The following is a 21,360-nucleotide window of genomic DNA, read 5'->3' on the forward strand; positions in this document are numbered from 1 at the left end:
TTGCATGGCTGTGCTTAACCCGACTCACCGGAGTAAAAACTCAACCTCCAGTCAGGATCAAGTGATGCCCATGATCCGGTTGCCCATGCTCACACCCCAATCCCCCATGTGCTTGCCTTCTGCCAGTTGCAGTTGCTGCCAGGCCAGCAGGGCTTTATCGATGTCGCCCATGTCGTCGATCGCTTGAGCCAGGGCCAGTGCATTGCGGGCCGCCTTGGCCGTGCTTCCGGCCGTGTGAGGGCGCGGCACAAAGGCAGCGTCCCCCGTCAACAACACGCGGCCAAACACCATTCGAGGGACGTTGAGATCAAGGATCGCCTGTACGAAAACATCCTTGGTCTGGCGAATCAGTTCACGAAACGCCGGGTTGGCCTGCTGCTCACCCATTTTCCTGATGTAAGCCTCCTGCTCCCTTGCCAAGGCGCCCGGGGGAATGGAGTGGCTACGCCGATGCCCCTTGTTATCGGTGAGCACAGCGTCCAGTTCTGCGCCTTGCGCAGCTTTCAAATACCAGAGCCAGTTGAACCGTCGCTCGCCGGGATCAACCGAGCCGTTCAGGCCCGGCACCATGTATTCCAGCATCAGCGATTCGGGGTCCTGCTGAAACACAAAGTCCTCGTAGAGTTGTGCCTTGGCGAAGTCTGGAAGTTCGTGCTCATCGACCAAACCACGCCAGACCACATAGCCTGAATAGGAATACCCGGCCCCTGGCAACACCAGGCTTCGCACGGTCGACCCTGCCCCATCGGCGCCGATCAACAGGTCGCCCTCGGCGCTGCTGCCATCTTCAAACATCGCCGTCACGCGTTGCTCATTTTGAACTAGGTCAACCAGCGTTTTACCCCGGTGATAGTGCTCGGCAGGGAATGCAGAAAACAATGAGTTGTACAGAGTGTTCCAGGACGTCTGGGTTTGCGGCATCGACTCCTTGTGCACGACGGTGCCGGCCCGATCCAGATACAGGCGATCATGGGACCGGACCCCGAGCGCATGGGTATGTTTGATGTCCGCGTAGCGAAAATGCTGCAAGACGTCCGCTTGCAGGACGATGCCTCCGCCGCGACTGTCCATCGCAGCCGGGGATCGCTCGAAAACATCGACGTGCCAGCCGATCGCACGCAACGCCGTGGCGGCGAACAGCCCGCCCAGGGAACCACCAATGACCAAGGCCTTCGGAATGTCTGCACGCGTCATTAGCTTTCTCCTCGTAGCCGGGTGATTCCCACGTTGCGTTATGCCAACACCGGATAGTCGATGTAGCCCTTGGCGTCGCCGCCAAAAAAGCTGCTGCCGTCCGCCAGGTTGAGTTCGTTACGGCCACGCAAGCGCGCCGGCAAGTCGGGGTTGGCAATGAACGGGCGACCAAAAGCGATCAGGTCGGCACGCCCCTGCGCGATGGCCTGTTCGGCCGTTTCGCCGGTGTAACCGCCCGCCAGCATCAGTACGCCGTGGAAGTCCGCGCGCAGCTGTTTGATGATGGCATCCCAGCGTGGATCGTTACTCTCGTCGAGTACGGTGCCGACCATCATCGGCTCCACCAGGTGCAGGTAAGCGAGATTCCAGTGATTGAGTCGGGATGCGATGTAGCCAAAGGTCTGTTCCGGGGTGTCATCGTCCATCCCCATGAAACGCCCCATCGGTGTCAGGCGAACGGCGACGCGTTCGGCACCGACTTCTTCGGTCACGGCCTCCACGACTTCAAGCAATAGACGCGCGCGGTTTTCGATGCTTCCACCGTAGCGATCACTGCGCTGATTGCTGGCGCTGTTGATGAACTGGTCGAGCAGGTAGCCGTTACCCGCATGAATCTCCACACCGTCCATACCGGCCAGCAGCGCATTGCGAGCGGCCTTGCGGAAGTCGGTGACGATCGCTTCGATCCCCGCAATGTCCAGCTCCTGGGGAACAGGCACATCGCCCCAGACCCCCTCACCCTTTTCATTCAGGATGAACGTCTTGCCGGGGACCGGCTGCGCAGTCGGTGCCACCGGCAAACCGCCGTTGGGTTGGAACACCGGGTGTGACACCCTCCCCACATGCCAGAGCTGCAGGAAAATGCGCCCGCCCTCTGCATGCACGGCTTCGCTGACCGCTTTCCAGCCCTGAATCTGCTCCGCGCTATGAATGCCGGGCGTCCAGGCGTAACCCTGGCCCTGCTGCGAAATCTGCGTCGCTTCGGTAATGATCAACGCGGCACTGGCCCGCTGACGGTAGTACTCGACGTTCATCGCGGTCGGGACGTTGCCCGGCTGGCCCGCCCGGGAACGAGTCAGCGGCGCCATGGCGACGCGGTGATCAAGGGAAAGCAGGCCGAGTTTGATAGGGCTGAACAAGTGATGGGGCATGATGAATTCCTGAATGGATAAGGATTGAAAACGGCTCAAGCCGCCTGGTTTCGTCTGAGTATCCGGGTCATGACTTCGACGGGCTGAGCGCCACTGATCACGTCGTCTGCGATCTGGATACTCGGAACCGAGCGCACACCGGACGCCTTGGTCATGGCTTCAAGTTTCAACACTTCAGCAGTGCCTTCATCGGTGTTGAGAAAGTCGACAATGGCCTCGCGGTCCAGCCCCGCTTCGGCAGCGATGTCCGCCAGCACTTTGAGGTCGCCGATGTCCCGCCCTTCGCCGAAGTACGCCTTGAAAATGGCCTTGACCAGAAAAGCAGCGTCGCTGCCCGCCTGTTGTTCTCGCCAGACCAGGCGATGGGCCGCCAGGGTGTTGGGGGTTTTTTCGACTCGCTCATAAGCGAACTGAAGACCGATGGCCTTACCGGCGTGGGTAACCTGTGCGTCCATGGCCTGGCTACGCGCCCAGCTGCCGAATTTGCCGGAGCGATAGGTTTTACGATCCATGCCCTGAACAGGCATGTCCGGATTCAACTGATACGGCAGGAAAACAACCTGGCGGTCAGTTGCAAAATTCGAGGCGGCAAGTGCGCGTTCCAGGTGCTCTTCACCGATCCAGCACCAAGGGCAAATGAAGTCGTAAATCACGTGAACAGTGGCTGCGTGCAAACTCATGAGGATCTCCATGGGTTGAATGTTTTCACCCCCCCAAGGTAGGGGCCCGGGCCCCGTCAGAGAATCCATCGGCTGCACAACGCAGCGTTTCGTAAAACGCAAAGGTGGGGAGATCACCCCACGGGATGGCTGTCCGAACCGAGTAATTCGGTCAGGAAATCAATGAACGTATTGATACGTTTCGATCCGCGATGATTGGGCAGGTACAGGGCCGAGATCGCCGAACTCGAGCTGTTCGGATTGACGACAAAAGCGTCGAACAAGGCGGTCAGGCGACCGCTGTCAATGTCATCGTCGACCAGCCAGTCGGGCAACAGCGCCACGCCGCTGCCGGCCAGCACGACGTCACGCAAGACCTCGGCATTGTTGCTCTTGAATTGCCCATCGACGGGTACACGGGTCTCTTGTCCCTTGTCGGTAAATGTCCAGACCTGTTGCGATGTGCCGTAGCTGAAGCACATGCAGTCGTGTTGCATGAGGTCCATGGGCTGGTCGGGAAATCCTCGCGCATTCAGGTACTCAGCGCTGGCGACGACCCGGCGTCGAAAGCTGCCGATGCGGCGGCTGACCACCGCTTCCATGGCCGCTGGCGACCCCAGCCGGATCGAGAGATCGATGCGTTCGCCGAGCAAATCGACGATGTCGTCGGACAGTGTCATGTCGAGGATGAGCAGTGGGTAACGCGCTAGCAGCGCGCAGATATGGGGGGCAATGAGGCGGTGCCCAAACGCCACAGGCACTGAAATGCGCAGCTGTCCTGCGGGGACTTCACCCCGATCCGATACCGACTCGTCTGCGTCCGCCATGGCGCTCAGGATGTCCCGGGTTTTCAGGTAGTAAACGCCACCGGCAGCCGTCAACGTGACTTGCCGGGTAGAACGATGAAGCAGCACGGCACCGAGGTCATCCTCAAGCCTGTCGATCATTCTCGTCACTGAAGAAGTGGCCAGATTGAGTTGTCTGGCGGCAGACGAAAAGCCCTTCGAATCGACCGACTGGACGAACATTTTCAGCGCGAGCAGCTTGTCCATGAAACTCCTTCAATGTCATCGGAACGCTCCTTGAAGATCTATTTTTGGACGTCGGCCGAGGCGGCGCGAGTTAACGGTTGTTAATTCTGCCACCGTTGCGCCGGGCGCAATGTAGCGTTGCGCCTTGATGGGGTACTCCATCACAACCGCCCTCTCTAAGCTCCCTCCCAGAAGTCGCCGTACGCCAATCGCAAGCGGTGGATTGAAAAATCTGTCGTTAACTCAGGAGAGGTGAGGCGATGAAGCGCAAGACGATCATCGGTGCCGTTCTGGCAATCGGCATCGTGGGGATGGGGTTCGCATTCTGGATGATGTGGAGGCCGGCCATTCCCGTCGCCGGCCAGCATCAGAATGCCGGTCGCGAAACCCTGGACAGGGGCCGACGCGTTGTCGAAGCGGGAGACTGCGCGGTCTGCCACACACGGCCAGGGGGCGCTTACATGGCGGGCGGATTGCCGCTGGTAACGCCCTTCGGAACACTCTTCACCACCAACATCACCCCGGACCGGAAAACCGGAATCGGCGAGTGGTCGCTGGACGCCTTTGAGCGGGCCATGCGTGAAGGCATCGCGCGTGATGGCCATTTTCTCTACCCGGCGTTCCCCTACGTGCATTACCGAAAGATGAGCGATGCAGACATCGCCGACGCCTATGCCTTTCTGATGAGCGTGGACCCGGTCAACTACACCGCACCGGAAAACCACATGATTTTCCCGATGAATTTCCGCCCGCTGGTGTCTTTCTGGAACCTGCTGTTCCTGCATGGGGATCCGCTGGAACCGCTTCCCGACCGGTCAGCACTGTGGAACCGCGGACGCTATCTGGTCGAAGGCGCCGGGCACTGCTCGTCCTGCCATTCGCCGCTGAATCTGATTGGCGGGGAGAAAAGCAGCGAGCTGTTCAACGGTGGTGTCGTCGACGGCTGGACCGCCCCCGCCCTGCGAGGCATGGCCACGGCGGAACATCCCTGGAATGAAGCCCAGTTGGTCGCCTACCTGACCGGCGAAGTCGCCGAAGGACACGGCGCAGCGGCGGGCCCGATGTTGCCGGTCAGCCTGAGCATCGCGCAGATGCCGGCGGAAGATGCCCATGCGATCGCGCAGTACATTCTTGACCTGAAGAAAACCTCTTCGGAGGCGACCTTGCCGCCCTGCACCTCTGCGGCCAAGCCCAGTGCCAAGGCGCTTGAGGGCGCCTCGTTGTTCGAAGGGGCCTGCGCGAGCTGCCACGGCAATGCCGCACCAATGCGCGTCATTGAGTCAAGACCCGCGCTGGCCCACACCTCGGCAGTGACGGCGGACTCACCACGCAATTTGATCCAGACCATCCTGCAGGGCATCCCGATGTCCACCGCCGCTGCGAGCCACTACATGCCGGCCTTCGCCCATAACCTGGACGATGCCGACGTGGCGGCCATTGCCGAGTATCTGCGCAACGAGAGCTGCGCGACCCGACCGTGGACGGATCTGGACAAGACCATCAAGAGCATTCGGGCTCAGGAGCAGCAACCGTGATCACACTCGACATCAACGGCAAGACTCATGAACTGGACATCCCGGAGGACATGCCGCTGCTGTATGCCTTGCGTAACCAGGTGGGACTCAATGGCGCCAAGTACGGCTGCGGTTTGGGTCAGTGCGGCGCCTGCACGGTATTAGTGAACGACAAACCGGTTTTTTCATGCCTGACACCCTGTGGTGCGTTGGCGGGCAAATCAGTGCGTACCGTGGAGAGTCTGGGCAGCGCCGACCAACCGGGGCCGTTGCAAAAAGCCTTTATCGACGTCCAGGCCGCCCAGTGCGGTTATTGCATCGCGGGAATGATCGTACGGGCCCAGGCTTTGTTGGAGGCCAACCCTCATCCGGACGATGAAACGATCCGTCGCCACATGGCGCCCAACTTGTGCCGCTGCGGCACTCACGTGCGGATCCTCGCCGCTATCAAGTCAGTCATCGCGCAGGGAGACAAGGTGTGAAAACCTCAAAGCAACCTGTCGATTTGAGCCGCCGCGCCTTCGTGATAAACGGCGCATTGGTGATGGGCTTCGCGATGCTTCCCGGCATTCCGCGGGCCTTCGCTGACACCGAAGTGGACACCTTGGGCACGGAAATCCTGGCGCCTGATCTGCCGGGCAGCCTGCGGGCCACGCCCTATCTGGACGCCTGGATCCGCATTGACGCGAAGGATGGCATCACCGTCTACACCGGCAAAGTTGAACTGGGCACCGGCGTCAAAACCGCGCTTTTACAGATAGCCGCCGAACGCCTCGAAGTGTCGCCCAAGCTCATCCGCTTTCTCACCGCCGACACCGCGCTGACACCCAATGAAGGTTACACCGCTGGCAGCCACACGCTCGTCGACAGCGGCACCGCACTTTTCAATGCCGCGGCCCAGGTGCGTCAGCTGTTGCTCGAGTCCGCCGCACGGCAATGGCAGCGCAACATCGACAGCCTGAGCACGCGGGACGCCGTAATCTACGATGCGCAAGGCCGCAGCATGACCTACGCCCAAGCGGCTGTCGGGGTGCAGATGCATCGCTTCGCATCGGCCCATTCCCCGTTCAAGCCAGCCAGCAGCTTCACCCTGATCGGCACATCACTGCCTCGCCTGGACATTCCCGCCAAGGTCAGCGGCGGTGCGGCTTACGTGCAGGACATGCGCCTGCCCGATATGCTGCATGCCCGTGTAATACGTCCACCCCGGCGCGGCAGCCAGTTGCTGGACATCGACGAGGCCGCCCTCAAGCGACTCCCAGGCGTGGTGAAACTGGTCCGCAACGGCAGTTACCTCGCCGTGGTCGCCACCGATGAATGGCTGGCGGTCAAAGCAATGCGCGAAGGTTATGCCACTGCCCGCTGGACAGAAGGTCGTCCACTTCCCGATTCGACACACATCCATCAACTCCTCACCGAGTTGCCAGCGCGACGCTACCCGGTGATTGCCAAAGGAAACCTCGCGCAACCTGCACCACGCGCCTACAAGGCACGGGTGACCAAGCAGTACCTGATGCACGGTTCCATCGGACCGTCCTGCGCTGTGGCCTGGTTCAAGGATGGAACGCTGACCGTCTGGACCCACACTCAAGGTGTCTATCCTTTGCGCGCGGGGATCGCCGAAATGGTCGGCTTGCCAGTGGCTCAGGTGCGTTGCATCCACACCGAAGGCTCCGGTTGCTATGGCCACAACGGCGCGGATGATGCCGCCGCCGATGCCGCGCTGATCGCCATGGCCATACCCGGCAAACCGATTCGGGTGCAATGGATGCGCGAACAGGAAAACCTCTGGGAACCCTACAGCTCGGCGATGCTGACGACAGTGGAAGCGGGACTGGACAGCAGCGGGCGCCTGCGTGACTGGAAATACGAGCTCTGGAGTACGCCGCACAACGAACGCATCGTCAATGCCGGACGCCTGTTACCGGCCTGGCTCCTGGCAAGCCCCTTCACCCCTGCCCCTTCGATCCCGATCGCCCAACCCGAGGGCGACGGCGACCGTAACGCGGTGCCGTTGTATGAAATACCCAACCTGAAGGTCGACCTGAATTTCGTTCTGACCATGCCATTCAGGACCTCGGCCATGCGTTCGCTCGGCGCCCACATCAACGTGTTCGCCATCGAGAGCACCGTGGATGAACTGGCGGCGCAGGCCGGCGTGGACCCGGTGCAATTTCGCCTGAATCACTTGACCGATCCGCGAGCGCGGGCGGTGGTGGAACGAGTGGCCAGCGCCTTCGGTTGGCCGCAAAAGGCAACGGGCCCCGGCAGCGGAATTGGCTTCGGCTTTGCGCGTTATAAAAACATCATGGGCTACTGTGCGATTGCCGTGCAGCTGCATGTGCAGCGCCAGACGGGGCAGGTGACGATTGATCGCGTAGTCACCGCCGTCGATGTGGGGCAAATCGTCAGTCCCGATGGGCTGCTCAATCAGATCCAGGGCGGCATCGTGCAGTCCGCCAGCTGGACGCTCTATGAACGCATCCTCTATGACGCCAATGGCATGCACAGCTTCGACTGGAGCGGCTATCCGATCATGCGTTTTCCCGATTTGCCGCAACAGGTCGAGGTGCACATGCTTGATCAGCCGGATCAGCCTTTTCTCGGTGCCGCGGAAATCGTCCAGGGCCCCATGGCAGCAGCGTTGGGCAACGCCATCAGCGATGCCACCGGCAAGCGCTTGCTGGATCTGCCGCTGGCGCGACGTGGCTGGCAGGATGCGCTGGGATCATAAACGGTCCCTGTTCAGAATAAAAAAAGGGCGGTGAAGGATCACTTCACCGCCCTACCCCAATCAAGGGAAATGTTGCTCTTCTATAAAACACGCCGTTGGAAGAGAACGACATGTAAACGCAGCACTCGTGAGAGCGCTACCTGTCAGTGAGGGTAGCCAGCCGTAAACAGCACTGGCCCTCCGAATTTTTCAAGTTCTCGTTATCAGTGCGCTGAAGTGAGCAGCCTGATAAATTAAAACAATGCCAATTGGTAATTGATAATCACGCGGTTCTCATCTTGCTGGCGGGCGTTGGGGATATTGTTTCGCACCATGGCGTTTTTCCACATGACACCCAAACCTTTCAAGGGGCCCGATTGCACGACATAGGCCAACGTAATGTCACGCTCCCACTCGCTGGAATTGCTGGAGGCGCCAGTATCGATACCCTCCCCTTTGACATACACAACACCCGCCGTCGCACCGGGCAAGCCCAGTTTGGCAAAGTCATAAGCGTAACGGGCTTGCCATGATTTCTCGCCGGCACGAACGAACTTCTGAACCTGCATCTCCGTGATCGTGTAGGTGGTCGGGCCGTCCCCCTGGTTCAAATACGGGAAGTCACTTTTCCCATCGCTGACTTCATAGCCTGCGCCAAACGTGTGCCCCGCAACCGCGTAGGTAAATAATCCGCTGTACAGATTATTGTCGACCTCACCCTTTAGCGTATTGCCGCCGTAGAAGCCCGTCGTGAAATACGCAGGGTCATGGCCGTTTGCGCCGTCATTTTTACTATTGAAGTAGCGAAGATCACTGGTCAGTACGCCAGGACCAATGGCCCAGTTGTGAATCAGACCGAGAAAGTTTTGCTTATAAAAATCCTTGAGATTGCCGTAATAATATTGAACGGTCAGATCTTTAGTCAGCTTGTAATCACCGCCGGCGTAGATGAATTTATTACTGAAGCGGCCAGTGACCGCATTATTTGCACCCGCGATGGACATGTTTTCATTGTTGCTGGAGTTACGGCCCTTCACCTCATCAATTTGCCCGCCTACCAAGGTCAGGTCCTTGATATCGGCCGAAGTCACCTGGGTCCCCTGCCAGGTTTGCGGCAACAAACGTCCGTCATTGCTGAAGATGACCGGCAGTTTCGGGACCAAGGTTCCAAGCTTCAGCTCGGTCTTGGATATTTTCATTTTCCCGGTCAGCCCCAGGTTGGAGACATCGTCAACTGCGTGGTCGCCATCGCTTGGAAACACGATGCCACCGTAGTTGGTGCCCGTTGGATTGCCATGTTTGCCGGCGCTTGAATCCAGCTTCACGCCCAACATGCCCAACGCATCAACACCGAAACCGACGGGCCCCGGGGTGTAACCGGAGATGAATTCGAGCTGAAAGGCTTGGCCCCATTCAGCTTGATAACTCTGGTTGGCTGCCTTCTGAGCGGGTGTTGCCGAGTCTCGGTAGTCGCTATTGATATAGAAGTTACGCAGTTTAAGCGCAGCCTTACTATCATCGATGAAACCCGCCGCATGGGCTTGCTGCGCCAACACACACAGGGCTGCCGCAACAGTAAAAGTACACTTCATTGTTTCGCACCTTAGTTGAGATTTTTATTTTTGTATAAACTAATCAACGACTTTTCAGGCATAGGCATTCACAAGAGCTGCACCTGCATGCAGCAAACTTGTAACTATTTAAACTAGACAGTAACTACTTGAATCAATCAGCTTTCAGCTGCGCCTTCCATGTTGCCGGTGTACCCAGCTCAGAATCCACCAACTGATTGTCGAAGCGATTGCGCTCAGCTACTGCACTGGCGGAACGATCAGTAATGGAGAACCAGAAAATACCGATAAAGGCTACGGCCATTGAAAACAGCGCCGGATATTCATACGGAAACCAGGCTTGCTGGTGATGCAGGATTTTCACCCATACCGTGGGGCTGAGAATGCAAAGGGTGATGGCCGATATCAGCCCCAGCGATCCGCCAATCACGGCGCCGCGTGTCGTGAGGCCTTTCCAGTAGATCGACAACAACAGCACTGGAAAATTGGAACTGGCGGCGATGGAGAACGTTAAGCTCACGATAAAGGCGATGTTCTGTTTTTCAAAAGCAATCGCCAGGAGAATCGACAACACACCCAAAACGATAGTTGTGACGCGAGAGACGCGCATTTCTTCGCCGTCGCTGGCGGTACCACGGCGTATGGCATGTGCATAAAGATCATGAGAAACAGCAGACGAGCCGGCCAGGGTCAGCCCTGCCACGACGGCCAATATCGTCGAGAACGAAACTGCACACATAAACCCGAGGAAGACATTACCGCCGACATTGTGTGCGAGGTGAATCGCAACCATGTTGACGCCGCCCAGAATTCCACCTGATGCATCGTGATAGGCGGGATTACTGGCAACCAGAGCAATGGTGCCGAAGCCGATAATGACGATCAGTGCGTACCCTATGCCGACAAGACCCGTGGCATAAAGAATACTTTGGCGCGCGGCCTTGACGTTACCGACGGTGAAGAACCGCATGAGGATGTGTGGAAGACCTGCCGTGCCGAAGACCAAGGCCAATCCCAGGGAAATGGCAGACACCGGGTCGGTAATCAGACCGCCGGGGCTCATGATTGCTACATGGGAGGGATGAACCTCGGTCGCTTGCGTGAACAACTGGTTCAGGCTGAATCCGAATTCGGATAACACCATAAAAGCCATGAAGACACAGCCGGTCAGCAGTAAGACGGCCTTGATGATCTGAATCCAGGTCGTCGCCAGCATGCCGCCAAAGAAAACATAGATAACCATCAGCGTACCCACAAGAAGTACTGCCGCGGTGTAATCGAAGCCAAACAGCAACTCCACCAGTTTTCCTGCGCCTACCAGTTGAGAAACCAGGTAAAGCAGAACGATCACGATCGAACTGGACGCCGCAAAAGCACGTATGGGTCGTTGTTTCAGCCGATAGGACAGTACGTCCGCCAGGGTATAGCGCCCCAGGTTTCGCAATGGTTCCGCAATCAGAAACAGAATGATCGGCCAGCTGGCAAGGAAGCCGATCGAGTAGATCAGCCCATCAAATCCGCTGGTAAACACCAATGCGGAGATGCCCAGCAAAGACGCGGCAGACATATAGTCACCGGCGATGGCCCAACCATTTTGGAAACCGGTGATTTTTCCTCCTGCTGCATAGTGATCGGCAACGCTATTGTTTTTACGTGCGGCCCATCGCGTGACAAACAGAGTGAAAATAACGAACGCTAAAAACATGCCGATGGCGATGGGGTTATATTTTTGTGCTGCGACCGGGACATCGGCCGCGTATGCCGCTACCGAAGCAAGGACGGCGGAGATAGCAATGAGTAGACGCTTCATTTGTTGAAGCTCCTGATGATTGTTTTTATTTTTGGGTCGTAGCAGGTATTAGTGCGCCATACATAGACAGCAACGAGGAGAATCGTGAAAGCGAGCATTCCAAAGCCAATCGGCACGCCCCACGTCATCGGCTGCCCTTCGACGATGGGTGTACCCAAACGGGCGGGTATAAAGGCCAGAGAAAGAATGAAGCCGAAATAGACCGCCAGCATAAGAGCGGTCATGCTCCACGAAAATATTCGTCGCTGTTTTACCAACGCACGAAACTGCGGATTGTCGAGAATCGGGTTTTGAAGCGTGTCATCAACCTGTTCAGCGGACATGGCCGGGCCACCGTCTCGCGGATATGCATGTTCCATGGTGATCTCCTGCAAAGGCGTGTGGCTGGATTAGAACTTCACGGGCACTGCCGTCTCACGCATCACGGCTTCTGGCGTTCGGTACAACTCAGCCATTTCGCGCTCTTCCGCACTTTTCAGTTGAGATTGCATATAGGCACCCAGATGCCTGGCATGCTGAACAATCGACGCCCCGAAACGACAGCGTTGCTCGCTATAGTCCGCCAATGCCTCTTCAACGGATGCATGTCGCTCAAGTGCTTCGACGATTGCCAAGGCATCACCGGCTGCCTTGGTAACTCCCATCCCGCAATGAGGCCGCGCCACGAATGCCGCGTCGCCAAGCAAAGCGACACGTCCGAAATTCATCTTCGGTACTTCCAGGTCGTAAATCGGCTGGAATAACGGCTGGGCCGCTTTCTTTACGACTTCGGCAAACTGCGGGGCAAGTAAGGAGTCTGCGGATTTGTACATAGTGTCGAGCACGTCACGGCGTATCAGCGCCGGAGGAATTCCGCCTTCAAATTGCTTGCCGCTTTCATCCCTCAGCAAATCGCGCAAATCGTCATCGTCGCTGGTGCGGTACCACACAAAGTTATAACGGCGCTCCCCGACACGGGTGCTGTTGGAATGCCCGGCAACGGGATACCCCAGGATCTGTTCGTGCGGAGGTAAGCAAAACGCAAACTTGTCGAAAAGTGCCGCGTGGGCAGAATCAGACAGGGCACTTTCATCCACTAACCCGCGCCAGGCGATATACCCGGCATATTGCAGGTGTACGTCAGGTAGAAAATGCTGGCGAATCGTCGACCGAAATCCGTCAGCCGCAATAATGACGTCGGCTTGATGAGTGGTGCCATCGGCCAACGTGACAGTGGCATGGGTTTCAGTGCTTTCGACCGATACGACACTGCCACCGCAGCGATACAGCGAATCTGGAAATGCGGAACGAAGCACCTGATACATCTTCCCCCACGCGGTCAACGTTTGTGGGAGTGCGTTCTCAAGGACGACATCACCGTCCTGGGCCAGCGTGACGCGCGAAAGCACATCGATGCCTACCGACGCATCGAGGGGAATTCCCGCGGCGGCCATCGCTTCGAACAATTCAGGGTGGGTGACGATGCCCGCGCCTCGTCCAGCGAGTTCCTCCGGAACACGCTCGAAAACTTCAACATCCCAACCTTTGCGCAACAGCATATTGGCTGCAAACAGGCCACCGAGCGAGCCGCCCACGACAATGGCGCGGCGTTTGTTCAATGAATTGCTCATGAACGTACTCCCGCAGTCGCAGCCGCATGGGCGGCGTAAGAACCGACGGCTTCAATTTCGGAGGCCGGGAAGTTGAGCTCGATGGTGACGCCAGACGGATCTTCGATGAAGACCTGATGCAAGCCGAGGCTCGGAACGGTGCGATCGCGCCACGCAATCCCTTCGGCTTTGAAGACGCTCCAGAACTCGACAAGGCCCGTTACCAGAAACGCGATGTGGTCGACGGTTCCAGTGCCGGTCAGCGGGATGTCCTTGTCACCGAGGTACTTCTTCAGACCTTCGGGGTTGGAGGGATCTATCCCGATAATGTGGACGGTGCCAAAGTCCTCCTCATCCCCTCCCATGTACAACCAGACGCCAGGAAAATCGAACGGCGGCCGATAGCCAGGCTTAAAACCGAGCACCCTTTCATAAAATCGACTGGACTTCTCCAGGTCAAACGACCGGATCGAGTAATGAGCGAGCTTCAGGACGTGCATGGTGCCTCCAACTGTTTTTTGTATTTATTTATCACTTGATAAACAATACGACCTGACGAAATTGAAGGCAATAGCTGGAAGCTCAAATTTTTGAGAGTTGGTTTGAATCACGTCGTGACGTCCCGGAAAGAGGACCCGCTTCAAGCGTTTGGAATGGGACTTTGCGGGGCAGTCAGGCGCGCGTACGCCCTCTCCACCCGCTCAGCTGAAGGCTGAAACAGGTGATGAGTGGTCGACAAAAAAGAGGGGCAATGCAGCAGTCAGGAGATAGGCAAAGGGAGCATAACTCGTTCGAATCGAAGCCGATCAATTCTCGCCGAGGTCGTTATCGAGTTGCTGCAGGACATGGGGACTGCCGTTAAGGAACGCATCGACCATCTGCTCGATCTGCGCATCAATGTCCTCAGTCACTGGAAGATCGTAAATCCATTTGCGCACGCCGATATAGAAAATGCTGGCATGCAAACTCCAGATCAGCTCAAGCTCTTTTTCATTGATCGTTTCACCTGAGGACGGCGCCAATCCATGAGCATGGCGAATTTCTGCAATGACAGGAATGAAGACTCGCTCACGCAATTTAGCCAGATACCGATCGTTGATGCCTTCACGTGTCAGCCCGGCAAACACGAAGATACGAATCCATTCTCGCCGCAGAATCACGCCTGCGTATGAGGTATAGAAACGAACCAGGCGAGGCTGAAGGGGTTCCGAACGATCCTTGATTATCGCCTCCCACTCGGTATCCCACTGATAGACCTCGTCGTAGACACGGTCTATCAATGCCTCTTTGCTAGGAAAATATCGATAGAGCAAGGGTTGGGTAATATCGAGTTGTCGCGCCAGCTCACGGGTACTCCCCGAGAATCCGCACGTCGCAAAATGCTCAATGGCTTTCTGCACAATCTGCTTTTCCCTGACCTCTGGCGAAAGGCGTCGAGTCGTCGATTTGACGAGGCTGGCTGAGTCCGCTGAATGTCCAGGCTCGTTCTCGTCTACATTTTTTGAGTCTTGCATAACGCCTCACTAGAGCTTCATCGAGGCATCATACAAAACAAAAGAATGCGCTGGCTATGAACCCCGCCTACATGGAGGGATCAGCTCTGGGGCAAGCCTTCAGGCCCCAGCAATTCGCTGATGAAATCGATAAACGCATTGACGCGTCGAGAGCCACGATGATTGGGAAGATACAGCGCAGAGATGGCCGAACTCGCATCGTTCGGATTGACAACAAACGACTCGAACAACGACGTCAATTGGCCGCCCTCGATATCATCGTTGACAAGCCAGTCAGGTAACAACGCCACCCCACCGCCCGCCAGCGCGACTTCACGCAGAACCTCCGCATTGTTGCTTTTAAAGCGTCCCTCAACGGGTACTCGGCTCTCTTCACCGCCCTTCATGAAAGTCCAGACCTGCTGCTTTGTTCCGTAACTGAAGCGCAGGCATTCGTGCTGCAAGAGATCCATTGGGTGTTCAGGGTAGCCACGGGTTTTCAGGTACTCGGCACTGGCAACCACCCGACGCCTGAAATGGCCAATGGGACGACTGACGACACCATCCATTGCGGCGGCCGAGCCCAACCGGATCGACAAATCGACGCGCTCGCCCAGCAACTCGACAATGTCGTCAGAAAGCGTCATGTCCAATACGAGTTGCGGGTAACGCTTCAACAGCGAAGCGATATGAGGCGCAATCAGACGGCGTCCAAACGCCACCGGGACAGAAATACGCAGATGCCCTGCGGGGACTTCCCCACGGTCAGTCACCGAAGCATCCGCTTCGGCTACAGCGCTCAATACCTCCCGCGCTTTCAAGTAGTAGGCGGCCCCGGCATCTGACAATGAGATTTGACGCGTGGAGCGGTTAAGCAGAACTGCCCCCAGTTCCGCTTCAAGCCCATCGATCATCCGGGTCACGGAAGACGTCGCCAGGCCTAGTTGTCGAGCGGCAGAAGAAAAGCCTTTCGAATCCACCGCCTGGACGAACATCTTCAATGCGAGCAGCTTGTCCATGACACTCCTTGACTGGTCCGGAGTCTCATTGAGCCTGTCCGGCTCGACGAGAAACCACCGAGAAGGCAATCAGAGCGACCAGTGACAATGCGCTACCCACCGCCGCAATCGCCAACCAGCTGGCGTGTTCATAAAGCGAACTGGCCACCGAGGAACCGAATGCACCGCCAATGAAGATACTGATCATGTACAACGCATTCAGACGACCTCTGTTGGCGGCACCCAAGGCGTAGACGGCTCGTTGGCCCAGCACCATGTTCATCTGCACGGCAAAATCCAGCGCTATACCGGTCACCGCTAACCCGATCACACCGTAAAAGGGATTGATGAAGGCCGGAAGGAAGCTCACTACGCCCAGCACCATGGCCAACTGCGAGGCACGTCGAGTGTGCCCTGCATCAGCGAGTCGACCGCTGATAGGTGCGGCGACTGCACCGATGGCGCCCACCAGAGAGAACATCGCAATCTGACTTTGCGTGAGGCCAAACTCACGGCTCAATACCAGCGGCACCGCGGTCCAGAACAGACTGAACGCTGCAAACATCAGCCCTTGATAAAGCGCACGCTGACGCAGTACGGGCTCGCGGCAAAACAGTTGCCCAAGAGACATCAGCAGTTGGCCATACGAAGCGCGATGGGCCGGCTGCCATTTGGGCATGGTCATGGCGATCACGATGGAGATGATGAGCATCAAGGCCGCCGCCCCGATGAACACTGCCCGCCAGCCGAAATGATCAGCCACCAGGCTCGACAGCGGCCGCGCAAGCAGAATCCCCAGCAGCAAGCCCCCCATGATCCCGCCCACCACCCGGCCGCGAGACTCTTCCGGTGCCAGGTGCGCGGCCAACGGGATCAGCATTTGCACGGAGACCGAGCTGAAACCGATGAGTGCCGAGACGACGAGAAACACGCTCGGCTGCTTGGCCAGACCGGCGGCGACCAGGCTGAAGATCGTAACCACGATCGTCGCGATCATCAGCCGGCGGTTTTCTACCAGGTCCGCCAAGGGCACCAGGAAAAACAATCCGAAGGCATAACCAATCTGAGTCAGCGAAACAATAAAGCTCGCGCTGCCATTCGACATGCCGATATCCGGGGCGATCAAGCTGATGATCGGTTGTGCGTAATAGATGTTGGCCACGATGGCTCCGCAACAAAACGCAAACAGAAGCACCAGCCCTCTGGTCATTGAAGCTTTTTGTATCGTCGCTGCTGTACTGCTTGTAGAAACGCCCATTCCATAAACTCCTGAGTTTCGACAGCGGTGCCTCTCCAGGAAAAGGTCACCCGCATTGATGTTTGTCAGGCCCACAAAATAGGCGGCGCTCCCCCTCGAGAGAATATGGGCGGGACGCAACGTCATGTTGCGTCAGGCGCAAAGGACACCAGGCGACTTCTCTATCGCCCCTGCTTATCGATGGGCTCTTTCACCGCCTTTTCCCGAGCATCGACAAGCTGTTCGAGATGAGCGTAGACTACTATTGATCGATCGATCATTAAAAGATTTTTCTAACCCATGGGAAGCTGCCGTTTCCCCGGGCTTGACCGACCCAACCTAAAAAACACCCCACCTTTCAAGCAACGTCGAGCCAACCTTGGTCGAGATAAAAAAATGGGTGGCTAACAATAAAATCTCTTGAGTGAGGCGAAACCCAGTGACGCTAAGTCTTCGTAGCAAAGTGATTTTCCTGGCGATCATCCCTGGCCTATTGCTGGCTGCCGTGATCAGTGGCAGCATCTATTGGGTTTTGCAAAAGCTGGCAGCCGAAGCGGTTGAGCAGACGCGAGATCTCTTGATCAATGAGCGCAAAACTTCGCTAACGCACTACATGGAAATTGCCCAGGCAGCGATTCAGCCGATATACGACGCTTCAAAATCCGGCGATTCCAACGCTCGGGATCAGGCTGTGAAGATTCTGCGGACGCTCAGTTTCGATAAACAAAACTACTTTTACGGCTACGACTCTTCGTCTGTCCGAGTGTTCTCCGCCAACCTGAACACCGACATCGGCAAAAGCTTTGTTGATAGCAAGGATGCCAACGGCGTGTATGTCATTCGCGGGCTAGTGAAAGCGGCCAGGACGGGTACGCATTTTTTCAAGTACCACTGGCAAACGCCCAGCAGCCCGAAACCCACACCCAAGCTGGGTTACACCGTTTACCTGGATAAGTGGGACCTGATCGTGGGCACCCAAGTGAATCTGGACGACCTTGAAGTTCAGGTGCAGGCCATCGCCAGTGAGCGTTATGAGCGAATCGGCCAGTACACCCAGTACGTCCTTACGCTCACCATTTGCTTGCTGCTGCTCGTCGCCTTGATCGGCATTTGGCTCGGCAACAGCATTGTCAAACCGGTACTGGCCATCAAACAGAACCTCGACAACATCGCCGCTGGAGATGGCGACCTCACGCATCGCTTGCCCGTTTCAAGCAAGGATGAGTTGGGCGATCTGGCCCACTCGTTCAACGTGTTCGTGGAGAAAATCCATAGCCTCGTGCGTCAGATCGCCGAGATGACCGGGCAATTGACCGCATTGGTCGAAGACATGTCGGCCCAGGCACAACGGTCGGAGCAGGCCATGGATCGTCAGCACCAGGAGACGGACCAGGTGGCGACCGCCATTCATGAAATGTCCACGGCCGCGCATCAGGTTTCCGTCAGTGCCCAAGGCGCTTCGCATGCGGCAAGAGAAACCAGCGATGTCGGTGGCCAGGCAAGGGATGTCGTCAACAAGAGCATCGAAAGCATTCATTCGTTGATTGAGGAAATCGGCCAAAGCAGCTCGTCTTTGGACAGCCTGAACAAGGATGTGCAATTGATTGCCGGTGTCGTTGACGTCATTCGTTCTATCGCCGAGCAAACCAACCTGTTGGCTTTGAACGCGGCCATAGAAGCAGCTCGGGCCGGTGATGCGGGTCGTGGATTTGCAGTGGTGGCTGACGAAGTTCGCGCCCTGGCCAGCCGTACGCAAAAGAGCACCCAGGAAATCCACGGGATGATCAGCCTGCTGCAAAAAGGCACCCAGGACGCCATGACCACGATGCGTCGCTCCAGTGAAACAGGCCGGACAACGGGGGAACTGGCGAACCAGGCCGGCATGTCGCTGGATGCCATCAGTCAGCTGATTGAGACCATCAACGACATGAACGCCCAGATCGCCAGCGCATCCGAAGAGCAAAATGCCGTGGCCGAGGAAGTGAACCGCAGCATGACTCACATCTCACAGGCGGCCGACGTGGTCGCCGAGGACGCCAAGGATGGCGCGCAAACCTCCAGAAGCCTCACCGATCTGGGCAATCGGCTGGGCCGTCTGGTTGCCCAGTTTCGTATTTAGAGTCTGGCCTGCGCATCCACGCGACCAGGCGAGCGCAACAGGACGACTGCGCGCTCACCTGTCACGCTCAGTGCGGCGCGCGAGGGATCGTCTTGAGCAGGTCTTCGGGGCTGATGTGACCGACGATCGGCTCCATGACGCTACCCGGTTGCGGCAGATCCAGGATGTGTCCCTTGATCTTGCCGATGACGTGCATCTCACAAGGCTTGCAGTCGAACTTCAGCGTCAGCACCTCGTCACCGTGCACCAGTTGCATCGGCGCGACCTTGGTGCGCACACCGGTGACGCCTTTGGCTTGCTTGGGGCAAAGGTTGAAGGAGAAGCGCAGGCAGTGCTTGGTGATCATCACCGGTACCTCGCCGGTCTCCTCGTGGGCCTCGAAGGCCGCGTCGATCAGCTTCACGCCATGACGGTGATAAAAGTCGCGGGCCTTCTGGTTGTAGACGTTGGCCAGGAACGACAGGTGCGATTCCGGGTACACCGGCGGCGGGTTGGTTTCGGCCTTGCGACCTCCCCGTGGATGCGCCAGCAGACGGGCCGCGGTCAACGCTTCGATCACTTCGCGGCGCAAGGCCTTGAGTTGCGAATTGGGGATGAAGAACGCCTGGGGTGCATCCAGTTTAATGGCGCTGGCGTGGTAGTCGGTGGTGCCCAGTTGACCGAGCAGGTCACGCAGTTGCTCCAGGGCCTGCTCCGGCTTGTTGGCCAGACCGAACGGGCCGTCCAGGGACACGCTGGCGCTGACGCCCTCCTCGCTGGTGGCGGTGAGTTGCAGGCGCTGCTCGTCGAGTTGCGCGACCCAGGTCAGGCCGATACGTCGCTCGGCGGAAGTCTTCTGCAGGGCTTGCTGCCAGTTGTGGTCAAGGTTGCGGCTCAGTGGATGGTTGGGCCGCAGCTTGTACATGCCTTCCGGCATCTCGTTGGGCTCGACGCGGTAGCGATAACGCTTCTGACCCTCTTCGTCGAACTCTCCTTTGGGCTCGGCGATATTGGCGCGGAATCCCACCACCTCACGTTTGATCTGCACATTGAGGCCATCGCCGTTGGACAACGGTTCGAAGGTCACCACTTGCAAATCGCGCTTGCCAACCTTCTCCACCACGCCCACCGGCAAGCCGGTAAAGGTCGGTGAGTCGAAGGCGCCGATGTCGATCTTGCGCTCGCTGACGAAGTAGTCGGTGCTGCCACGGTGGAACGTCTTGTCCGGGTCGGGCACAAAGAAGTGCGCCGTGCGGCCACTGGAAGCGCGGGCCAGGTCCGGGCGATCTTCGAGAACATCGTCCAGGCGCTGGCGGTAGTAGGCCGTGATGTTTTTCACATAGCCCATGTCCTTGTAGCGCCCCTCGATCTTGAATGAGCGAACGCCGGCTTCCACCAATGCGCGGATGTTGGCGCTCTGGTTGTTGTCCTTCATCGACAGCAGGTGTTTTTCGTAGGCAACGACGCGGCCCTGGTCGTCCTTGAGCGTGTACGGCAAACGACAGGCCTGGGAGCAGTCGCCACGGTTGGCGCTACGGCCGTTCTGTGCGTGGGAAATATTGCACTGGCCGGAGAACGCCACACACAGCGCGCCGTGAATGAAGAACTCGATCGCTGCATCGGTCTCGTCGGCGATGGCGCGAATTTCTTGCAGGTTCAGCTCGCGGGCGAGTACCAGTTGGGAGAAGCCAGCCTGGTCCAGGAACTTGGCTCGTGCCAGGGTGCGGATGTCGGTCTGGGTGCTGGCGTGCAGTTCGATCGGCGGGATATCCAGCTCCATCACGCCCAGGTCCTGGACGATCAACGCATCGACACCGGCATCGTACAGTTCGTGGATCAGCTTGCGGGCCGGCTCCAGCTCGTTGTCATGCAGGATCGTGTTGATGGTGGTGAACACCCGCGCGTGGTAACGACGGGCGAATTCCACCAGCCCGGCGATTTCACTCACTTCATTGCAGGCGTTGTGGCGGGCGCCAAAGCTTGGGCCACCGATATACACGGCGTCGGCACCATGCAGGATGGCCTCGCGGGCAATGCTCACGTCACGGGCGGGACTGAGCAGCTCCAGGTGATGTTTAGGTAGAGACATATTTATTATCTGGTTGTCACGGTCGAGGCACGCATTGTAGCGGCGAAACTCTTGACCGGCACCCCGTGGCCTACCGAGTGGTAATGGCAAAAAAAATATGTTTGCTACCATTAGAGAGCAGCGTTGAGGCTGAGGCCTGGCTTGCGAAATCGGCTTTAACCTTCCTGACAGTGATCCATTTGGTTCAAGCCTGCCTGAGCACATGGAGGGCCA

General features: G+C 57.7%; 16 protein-coding genes and 2 pseudogenes. 5 read left to right on the forward strand and 13 right to left on the reverse strand.

The annotated features are described in order from the left end of the window. Positions 1–57: 57 nt before the first annotated feature. The 4 genes from J2Y86_RS05505 to J2Y86_RS05520 form a co-directional block, all read right to left on the reverse strand. On the reverse strand, positions 58–1,194 hold the full coding sequence (locus J2Y86_RS05505; protein ID WP_253428718.1) for an FAD binding domain-containing protein: 1,137 nt from the start codon (positions 1,192–1,194) through the stop codon (positions 58–60). 38 nt (positions 1,195–1,232) lie between these two features. Further along, positions 1,233–2,345 (reverse strand): alkene reductase, encoded by a 1,113-nt coding sequence (locus J2Y86_RS05510; protein WP_253428719.1) that lies wholly within the window; start codon positions 2,343–2,345, stop codon positions 1,233–1,235. A gap of 35 nt (positions 2,346–2,380) precedes the next feature. Continuing rightward, positions 2,381–3,025, reverse strand: coding sequence for a DsbA family oxidoreductase (locus J2Y86_RS05515; RefSeq protein ID WP_253428720.1), 645 nt, complete (start codon positions 3,023–3,025; stop codon positions 2,381–2,383). 113 nt (positions 3,026–3,138) lie between these two features. Then, complete coding sequence (locus J2Y86_RS05520; protein ID WP_253428721.1) at positions 3,139–4,056, reverse strand: LysR family transcriptional regulator; 918 nt, start codon at positions 4,054–4,056, stop codon at positions 3,139–3,141. A gap of 239 nt (positions 4,057–4,295) precedes the next feature. On the opposite strand from J2Y86_RS05520, the gene J2Y86_RS05525 reads away from it, so the two are divergent. The 3 genes from J2Y86_RS05525 to J2Y86_RS05535 are packed head-to-tail and all read left to right on the forward strand — an operon-like array spanning position 4,296 to position 8,283. Beyond that, entirely contained in the window at positions 4,296–5,570 is a 1,275-nt protein-coding gene (locus tag J2Y86_RS05525; protein ID WP_253428722.1) for a c-type cytochrome, read from the forward strand. Beyond that, positions 5,567–6,031: a (2Fe-2S)-binding protein gene (locus J2Y86_RS05530; protein WP_367399711.1), complete on the forward strand. Its 465-nt coding sequence runs from the start codon at positions 5,567–5,569 to the stop codon at positions 6,029–6,031. The genes J2Y86_RS05525 and J2Y86_RS05530 overlap by 4 nt, the downstream gene beginning before the upstream one ends. After that, the gene (locus J2Y86_RS05535; RefSeq protein ID WP_253428723.1) at positions 6,028–8,283 is read left to right on the forward strand and encodes a xanthine dehydrogenase family protein molybdopterin-binding subunit; all 2,256 of its coding nucleotides are present in this window, start codon (positions 6,028–6,030) and stop codon (positions 8,281–8,283) included. Before J2Y86_RS05530 ends, J2Y86_RS05535 begins: the two co-directional genes overlap by 4 nt. Positions 8,284–8,516: 233 nt before the next feature. Here the strand turns inward: J2Y86_RS05535 and J2Y86_RS05540 are convergent, their stop codons facing one another. The 8 genes from J2Y86_RS05540 to J2Y86_RS05575 form a co-directional block, all read right to left on the reverse strand. After that, entirely contained in the window at positions 8,517–9,854 is a 1,338-nt protein-coding gene (locus J2Y86_RS05540; protein WP_253428724.1) for an OprD family porin, read from the reverse strand. A 133-nt stretch (positions 9,855–9,987) separates the two neighbouring features. Then, positions 9,988–11,643 carry a cation acetate symporter gene (locus J2Y86_RS05545; RefSeq protein WP_253428725.1) on the reverse strand — a complete coding sequence of 552 codons (1,656 nt, stop codon included), beginning with the start codon at positions 11,641–11,643 and terminating at the stop codon, positions 9,988–9,990. Next, the gene (locus J2Y86_RS05550) at positions 11,640–12,002 is read right to left on the reverse strand and encodes a DUF485 domain-containing protein (RefSeq protein ID WP_253428726.1); all 363 of its coding nucleotides are present in this window, start codon (positions 12,000–12,002) and stop codon (positions 11,640–11,642) included. The genes J2Y86_RS05545 and J2Y86_RS05550 overlap by 4 nt, the downstream gene beginning before the upstream one ends. A gap of 30 nt (positions 12,003–12,032) precedes the next feature. Then, positions 12,033–13,253: an FAD binding domain-containing protein gene (locus J2Y86_RS05555; protein WP_253428727.1), complete on the reverse strand. Its 1,221-nt coding sequence runs from the start codon at positions 13,251–13,253 to the stop codon at positions 12,033–12,035. After that, a complete protein-coding gene (locus tag J2Y86_RS05560) occupies positions 13,250–13,732 on the reverse strand; it encodes a VOC family protein (protein WP_253428728.1) in 483 nt (160 codons plus the stop codon). Before J2Y86_RS05560 ends, J2Y86_RS05555 begins: the two co-directional genes overlap by 4 nt. Positions 13,733–14,038: 306 nt before the next feature. Further along, positions 14,039–14,746 (reverse strand): TetR/AcrR family transcriptional regulator, encoded by a 708-nt coding sequence (locus J2Y86_RS05565; RefSeq protein ID WP_253428729.1) that lies wholly within the window; start codon positions 14,744–14,746, stop codon positions 14,039–14,041. 80 nt (positions 14,747–14,826) lie between these two features. After that, positions 14,827–15,744, reverse strand: coding sequence for a LysR family transcriptional regulator (locus J2Y86_RS05570; protein ID WP_253428730.1), 918 nt, complete (start codon positions 15,742–15,744; stop codon positions 14,827–14,829). Positions 15,745–15,769: 25 nt separating this feature from the next. After that, positions 15,770–16,981 carry an MFS transporter gene (locus J2Y86_RS05575; RefSeq protein WP_253440142.1) on the reverse strand — a complete coding sequence of 404 codons (1,212 nt, stop codon included), beginning with the start codon at positions 16,979–16,981 and terminating at the stop codon, positions 15,770–15,772. Positions 16,982–17,465: 484 nt separating this feature from the next. On the opposite strand from J2Y86_RS05575, the pseudogene J2Y86_RS30335 reads away from it, so the two are divergent. Both J2Y86_RS30335 and J2Y86_RS30340 read left to right on the forward strand, forming a co-directional pair. Then, positions 17,466–18,221: pseudogene (locus tag J2Y86_RS30335) on the forward strand (cache domain-containing protein); the annotation flags it as partial. Between the two features lie 342 nt (positions 18,222–18,563). After that, positions 18,564–19,079, forward strand: a pseudogene (locus J2Y86_RS30340) (methyl-accepting chemotaxis protein); the annotation flags it as partial. A 67-nt stretch (positions 19,080–19,146) separates the two neighbouring features. On the opposite strand, the gene J2Y86_RS05585 reads toward J2Y86_RS30340, so the two are convergent. After that, complete coding sequence (locus J2Y86_RS05585; RefSeq protein ID WP_253428732.1) at positions 19,147–21,147, reverse strand: peptidase U32 family protein; 2,001 nt, start codon at positions 21,145–21,147, stop codon at positions 19,147–19,149. Between the last annotated feature and the right edge of the window lie 213 nt (positions 21,148–21,360).

The sequence above is a fragment of the Pseudomonas migulae genome (assembly GCF_024169315.1).
Taxonomy (GTDB): domain Bacteria; phylum Pseudomonadota; class Gammaproteobacteria; order Pseudomonadales; family Pseudomonadaceae; genus Aquipseudomonas; species Aquipseudomonas migulae_B.

Excerpts from the sequence above, each read along its gene's own strand:
- J2Y86_RS05505 (WP_253428718.1), bottom strand. The coding sequence starts at position 1,194 with ATGACGCGTGCAGACATTCCGAAGGCCTTGGTCATTGGTGGTTCCCTG.
- J2Y86_RS05510 (WP_253428719.1), bottom strand. The coding sequence starts at position 2,345 with ATGCCCCATCACTTGTTCAGCCCTATCAAACTCGGCCTGCTTTCCCTT.
- J2Y86_RS05515 (WP_253428720.1), bottom strand. The coding sequence starts at position 3,025 with ATGAGTTTGCACGCAGCCACTGTTCACGTGATTTACGACTTCATTTGC.
- J2Y86_RS05520 (WP_253428721.1), bottom strand. The coding sequence starts at position 4,056 with ATGGACAAGCTGCTCGCGCTGAAAATGTTCGTCCAGTCGGTCGATTCG.
- J2Y86_RS05525 (WP_253428722.1), top strand. The coding sequence starts at position 4,296 with ATGAAGCGCAAGACGATCATCGGTGCCGTTCTGGCAATCGGCATCGTG.
- J2Y86_RS05540 (WP_253428724.1), bottom strand. The coding sequence starts at position 9,854 with ATGAAGTGTACTTTTACTGTTGCGGCAGCCCTGTGTGTGTTGGCGCAG.
- J2Y86_RS05545 (WP_253428725.1), bottom strand. The coding sequence starts at position 11,643 with ATGAAGCGTCTACTCATTGCTATCTCCGCCGTCCTTGCTTCGGTAGCG.
- J2Y86_RS05550 (WP_253428726.1), bottom strand. The coding sequence starts at position 12,002 with ATGGAACATGCATATCCGCGAGACGGTGGCCCGGCCATGTCCGCTGAA.
- J2Y86_RS05555 (WP_253428727.1), bottom strand. The coding sequence starts at position 13,253 with ATGAGCAATTCATTGAACAAACGCCGCGCCATTGTCGTGGGCGGCTCG.
- J2Y86_RS05560 (WP_253428728.1), bottom strand. The coding sequence starts at position 13,732 with ATGCACGTCCTGAAGCTCGCTCATTACTCGATCCGGTCGTTTGACCTG.
- J2Y86_RS05565 (WP_253428729.1), bottom strand. The coding sequence starts at position 14,746 with ATGCAAGACTCAAAAAATGTAGACGAGAACGAGCCTGGACATTCAGCG.
- J2Y86_RS05570 (WP_253428730.1), bottom strand. The coding sequence starts at position 15,744 with ATGGACAAGCTGCTCGCATTGAAGATGTTCGTCCAGGCGGTGGATTCG.
- J2Y86_RS05575 (WP_253440142.1), bottom strand. The coding sequence starts at position 16,981 with ATGGGCGTTTCTACAAGCAGTACAGCAGCGACGATACAAAAAGCTTCA.
- J2Y86_RS05585 (WP_253428732.1), bottom strand. The coding sequence starts at position 21,147 with ATGTCTCTACCTAAACATCACCTGGAGCTGCTCAGTCCCGCCCGTGAC.